The 6216-nt window shown below is 26.5% G+C and carries 4 protein-coding genes and 1 CRISPR repeat array; all 4 genes read left to right on the top strand.

All coding sequences use genetic code 11. The features are described 5' to 3' along the window. Window positions 1–1885, top strand: a 1885-nt coding sequence (cas3, locus tag Q0W26_RS10995) for a CRISPR-associated helicase Cas3' (RefSeq protein WP_298525251.1), incomplete at its 5' end; no start/stop codon positions are given. After that, window positions 1863–2387 carry a CRISPR-associated protein Cas4 gene (cas4, locus tag Q0W26_RS10990; protein ID WP_298525249.1) on the top strand — a complete coding sequence of 175 codons (525 nt, stop codon included), beginning with the start codon at window positions 1863–1865 and terminating at the stop codon, window positions 2385–2387. The genes cas3 and cas4, both read left to right, overlap by 23 nt. An 8-nt stretch (window positions 2388–2395) precedes the next feature. After that, the gene (cas1b, locus tag Q0W26_RS10985) at window positions 2396–3364 is read left to right on the top strand and encodes a type I-B CRISPR-associated endonuclease Cas1b (protein WP_298525247.1); all 969 of its coding nucleotides are present in this window, start codon (window positions 2396–2398) and stop codon (window positions 3362–3364) included. Between the two features lies 1 nt (window position 3365). Continuing rightward, window positions 3366–3629: a CRISPR-associated endonuclease Cas2 gene (cas2, locus tag Q0W26_RS10980; RefSeq protein WP_298525244.1), complete on the top strand. Its 264-nt coding sequence runs from the start codon at window positions 3366–3368 to the stop codon at window positions 3627–3629. A gap of 341 nt (window positions 3630–3970) precedes the next feature. Further along, window positions 3971–6192: a CRISPR direct-repeat array (repeat unit 31 nt; unit sequence ATTAAAATCAGACCTATAATGGGATTGAAAT). Window positions 6193–6216: the final 24 nt, after the last annotated feature.

Here is a 6216-nt window from a genome sequence, read left to right as displayed (position 1 = left end):
ATCCTTGTCATATTTAACTATGTGTGATGGTTTAAGCAGTGATTTCGAAGACAATGCAAAAGAAATAACTATTCCGGAGATATTATCAGAAAATCCCTCTCCAGATATTATATTTAATCAAATTCAAAATATTGATGAAGAAATTAATTTAAATCCAATTCAAAATTTAATTCTGAAAATTAAGCAAGATAAAGAAATTCATGAATTGATTAAACCTGTGATTATGGAAGCGCCTTGTGGCGAAGGAAAAACTTTGGCATCTTTACTTTTTTCTAAATGTTTATTTGAAAATGAATTAATTAATAGAGTAATTTTTTTATTACCAACCCAAGTAACTTCAAATAATATGTATTTTGAATTTGAAAAAGAATATGATATTCCAAAAAAATGGTTAGGAATTTATCATTCAGAAATTCTCAATTTTCTTATAAAAAATGCTGAAGATTCTTCTAATCCTTATTTTGATAAATATAAAAATATTATTTATTCAAAAGCATTTAATATCTCAACTATTGATCATTTTTTACTATCTTTAGTAAATGGATATAAATATGCTCCTAGAGCATTTGGGAATATTATAAATAGTCTGATTGTTATCGATGAATTGCATTTTTATGATTCTTATACATTAAATCTTATTGAGATTTTGTGTGAAATTTTACAATTCTTAAAAATCCCACACTTGATTATGAGTGCAACTATTCCCAAATATATTAAAAATAAATTTTCAGATAATGATTATATTAAAATTCAAAGTTCAGGGTTGGATCAGAAGAATATTGAAAAAAATCCTTTTAAATTTAAGTATATTCATTCAAAAATTTATGAAGAAAATATTTTTTCAGATGAATTTATTAAGTTATTATCTGATAATATTGATAAAAATTTAGGAATTATTGTTAATACTGTTCCTATTTCTCAAAAAATTTATAAGGATATTTGTGATTTATATCCTGATAAACAGATTATATTATATAATGCAAGATTTATGAAAAAAGATAGGCCCATTAAAGAAAAACTTATCAAATCTTTTTCAAATGTTCTTTATGAAAAAGCTACAGATGAAGACATAAAACTTTTAAAAGAATATGGATATGATTCTAATAAAAAATTTATATTTGTTGCAACTCAAGTTGCCGAAATTAGTTTAAATATGTCATTTGATACATTAATATCTGAATTAGCTCCTTTTGATGCGATTATTCAAAGAGGAGGTAGGCTTCATAGAAAAATGACTTTTAACAATTCTAATGATTGTGATTGCATTCAATGCAATAAATTAAATGATAATCATGAATATACAATGTATATTTTTGATACTGGGGATTATTGTTATCCTTATTTCACTAAGGAAGACTCTATTGAGAGTAATAGATATAATATTATAAACAATACTCGAAAGATTTTAAAAAATAATCCTGAATATACATTTAATAATAGTATTAACATGATTAATGAGGTATATGATGAAAATTGTTTTAAGGAGGATATTATAGTAAAAAATCATTTTAAAGATATTATTCGAGAGGATATTATTTTTGGGAAATCTCCTGTTTATTCTGAAGAGGAGGGAGGTCAATTAAGAATTCGTACACGAGATATATCTGTTGAAAATATTTCTGTATTACCATTTTGTTTTTCATATAATGGAGAATATGTTTTAGCAACAGAATTCATTAAACAAATTTTCAACAATCATAACTATAACGATAAATTCACAAGCGAAGGGTTAAATAAAATATTGGAATGTACGATAAATGTTACATATAAATTATTTAAAAAATTTTCTGGAAAAAATTTCTTTTATGGAGGCACATCTTTTAATATAATTGATTTATGTTATAATTTTGAAGAAGGATTATATGAAGAAGATTGTTGTTTTTGATGGTGTTTTAAGGATGATAAATGGAACCCAAATAAACTATTATTTTATATGTAAAACTAAACTTTGGCTATTTTCTCACAACATTCAACTCGAACACGAATCGGAAAATGTTAATTTAGGTAAAATTTTACATGAAAATTCATTTAAACGAGAGAAAGACTTTTTAATTGATAACTTAATCAGTATAGATTTCATTAAAATAAGAGATTCTATTGAAATTCATGAAGTAAAAAAGACTCAAAAAATGGAAATGTCACATGAATTTCAATTATTGTATTATATGTATTACTTGAAAAATGAAAAAGATATTAATAACATTAAAGGATTTTTAGATTATCCTAAAAACAGAAAGAAGGAAGAGGTAATCCTTACAAAAGAAAAAGAAAATGAATTGCTAAGAATAATCGATGATATCAATTACATCAACGAAAATAAAATGCCAAAACCTAAAAAATCAAAAATTTGCAGAAAGTGCGCTTATTTCGAATTTTGCTTTTCATGAGGTGAACAATGCCAAAAAAGAACTATTATATTCTATCGGAAGGAATCTTAAAGAGAAAAGAGAATACTATCTATTTCCACAATGCCAAAGGCAAAAAACCAATTCCTATTAATAAGGTTTATTCGATATATGCTTATGGCCAGATCACCTTTTCATCACAGGTGATGAATCTGCTTTCAAAAAATGGAATTCCAATACATTTCTTTAATTATTATGGATTTTATAGTGGAACTTATTATCCGAGGGAAACATTGCTTTCTGGTGATTTGTTAGTTAGACAAGCAAATTTTTATTTAAAATCTGATAAACGACTTGAACTTGCTAAATTATTCGTTGAAGGTTCTGCTAAAAATATCTTAAAAGTCTTAAAATACTATAAGATTGATTCAAACATTGAAAACACTCTACAAGATTTAGATAATGCTAATAAGATTACTGAAATTCTAAATATTGAAGGAAGAATTCGGGCGGAATACTATACTAAATTTGATGAAATACTGCCGGAAAACTTCAGGATGGACGGAAGATCAAGGCAGCCTCCTAAAAACATGGTCAATGCATTAATCAGTTTTGGAAATTCAATGATGTATTCTACTGTTCTAACAGAGTTGTATAATACTCAATTGAATCCAACTATATCATATCTTCATGAACCTGCTGGGAGGAGATTTTCACTTTCACTTGATTTAAGCGAGATTTTCAAACCGATATTTGTTGACCGTTTGATATTTTATTTGGTAAACAAGAAAATGATTACAGAAAAGGATTTCAATCAGGAATTGAATTGTTGCCTCCTAAATGACTCTGGCAGGAACAAGTTTATTAAAGAATACAATAATCGTTTGGAAAAGACAATCAAGCACAAAGATTTGAAGAAAAATGTTTCTTATCAAAGGCTGATTAGATTGGAAGCTTATAAACTCAAAAAGCACATATTAAATGTTAAAAAATATGATCCATTTGTAATTTGGTGGTAGGATGTATGTTATAATAGTTTATGATATCAATGTTGATAGAGTTAATAAAGTTAAATCATTTTTAAGACAGTATCTGTTTTGGATTCAGAATTCTGTTTTTGAAGGAGAATTATCAGAAAGTGAATTTGAATTAGTTTATGATGGTTTAATTGAAATTATTGATGAAGAAGTGGATTCAGTCATAATTTATAAATTGAGGATGGTAGAATTATTAAATCGGGAAGTTTTAGGCATTGAAAAAGCCCCTATCGAAGAAATTTTTTAGATTAATAATTTTAAATTAATATTTGGTCTAATTTTTTAATTTGTTATTTTCAATTAGTCACGTTCGTCCTTTTTTAATAATATAATATTTTTTTTCATATATGTAAGAATAGATTTAATTCTTAAAATTTCTGATTAAAATGGTTAAATAGATTAGTATCACAATAATTTTTCATATTTTTAGTTTTTAATATCGTTAAATTATATTTAGCTTTTTTTAAGAAATTTATTATTTTTGTTTATCTATATAAATATAATACATATTTCATCATCGACAAATTTAAGTGTTTTAAAGAATAAATTTAAACTTTAGATTGGGTTATTTAAAGAAATTTTCGCCCTATTAAAATCAGACCTATAATGGGATTGAAATATATATAGCAGTTACAATAATCATCCTTGTCCCTATTAAAATCAGACCTATAATGGGATTGAAATGGACTCAAACATCCAGTAAAAAAAGCGGGGCCTGATTAAAATCAGACCTATAATGGGATTGAAATTTTATATGCTCCCTCTTCAATAATCGGTATAGCAGTATTAAAATCAGACCTATAATGGGATTGAAATGTAAAAGCCCAGAAATAAGCATTAGTATTATCTCTAATTAAAATCAGACCTATAATGGGATTGAAATACTTCATAATCTTCAATTAAAGTATGTACTGTAAATATTAAAATCAGACCTATAATGGGATTGAAATTAGTTTTATTGTGTTAGGTAAAGGAAACAAAGAACGATTAAAATCAGACCTATAATGGGATTGAAATATGACTGTTCTTAATGGTAAGCTGATTGCTTGCCATATTAAAATCAGACCTATAATGGGATTGAAATATTAATAATAAACCGAATCACTGGTTTAGAAAAAGAATTAAAATCAGACCTATAATGGGATTGAAATAGACTATTATAACAAACCACATGAGCCGGTGAATCAATTAAAATCAGACCTATAATGGGATTGAAATCTCCCCATAGCATTAACTTTTTTTTATAGATCAATTAAAATCAGACCTATAATGGGATTGAAATTTAATCTTGGTAGAGCATAACACCTCCTCTTCTTCATTAAAATCAGACCTATAATGGGATTGAAATCTTGATAAATGTCAAAGAACTCTTTACTATATTCAAATTAAAATCAGACCTATAATGGGATTGAAATAATCTTCCGAAAATATTAATAACTGTTTGAACAAATTAAAATCAGACCTATAATGGGATTGAAATTTTGCTGATACATTTTGATGAACGATAGTAATACTATTAAAATCAGACCTATAATGGGATTGAAATATAACTCATTTTCATTTTCGCAACGAGGACAAAAGATTAAAATCAGACCTATAATGGGATTGAAATTAAACCAATTAGAATATTCTTCAGCCTTAAGCATATATTAAAATCAGACCTATAATGGGATTGAAATTCAATTGCAGATTCAACTTCACTGGCCATTGATGAATTAAAATCAGACCTATAATGGGATTGAAATCAATTTAGTAGGAGTAAATTAGTTGCTGAAGGATTTATTAAAATCAGACCTATAATGGGATTGAAATTACTCATTAATACAATGCGTACATGCTCCAGGATTAATTAAAATCAGACCTATAATGGGATTGAAATTTCACTACACCGGTGGCACGGGTCTTCGCATTCATTAAAATCAGACCTATAATGGGATTGAAATTTCTTTATAACTTTCATCATTTGTTGAATCTGCAGCATTAAAATCAGACCTATAATGGGATTGAAATGATACACCGATGATACCTGCTTTTTCAGTTGAGTATATTAAAATCAGACCTATAATGGGATTGAAATGTATCTACATATATAATACACATATGTTTTGTCCAAATTAAAATCAGACCTATAATGGGATTGAAATATTGTACGGAAATACTTATTTAATGATGAAAATAAAATTAAAATCAGACCTATAATGGGATTGAAATTAGGAACAAAACTATCACAACAATCATTATACTCTTTATTAAAATCAGACCTATAATAGGATTGAAATATTGGTTTAGATGAGAATAATAATGTGATTTATAAATTAAAATCAGACCTATAATGGGATTGAAATTTGATTAGATTGTTTAGTGCGGCATTAAAATCTGAATTAAAATCAGACCTATAATGGGATTGAAATTAATGAAATTGTCAAATTTATGAAGAATCAGTCAAATTAAAATCAGACCTATAATGGGATTGAAATTACAGTCAAGGAAGCTCAAGGATTGATGATTACTGATTAAAATCAGACCTATAATGGGATTGAAATATAGTTACAAATATGAATTATGAAGAATTATTTTCAATTAAAATCAGACCTATAATGGGATTGAAATCTCCCTGAAAAACATTTAAATTTCAGGTTAGAATTTATTAAAATCAGACCTATAATGGGATTGAAATATATATGCAGCTATCTTCTGTGCTGCAGCCATACAGATTAAAATCAGACCTATAATGGGATTGAAATTCATTTGTGAAGTCTGAAGTCTTGGTCGGTCTACCATTAAAATCAGACCTATAATGGGATTGAAATTCATTTGTGAAGTCTGAAGTCTTG

The sequence above is a fragment of the uncultured Methanobrevibacter sp. genome, from assembly GCF_947169325.1.
Classification (GTDB): domain Archaea; phylum Methanobacteriota; class Methanobacteria; order Methanobacteriales; family Methanobacteriaceae; genus Methanocatella.
Note: the sequence above shows the minus strand (reverse complement) of the source record. Positions and strands in the feature narration are given on the sequence as shown.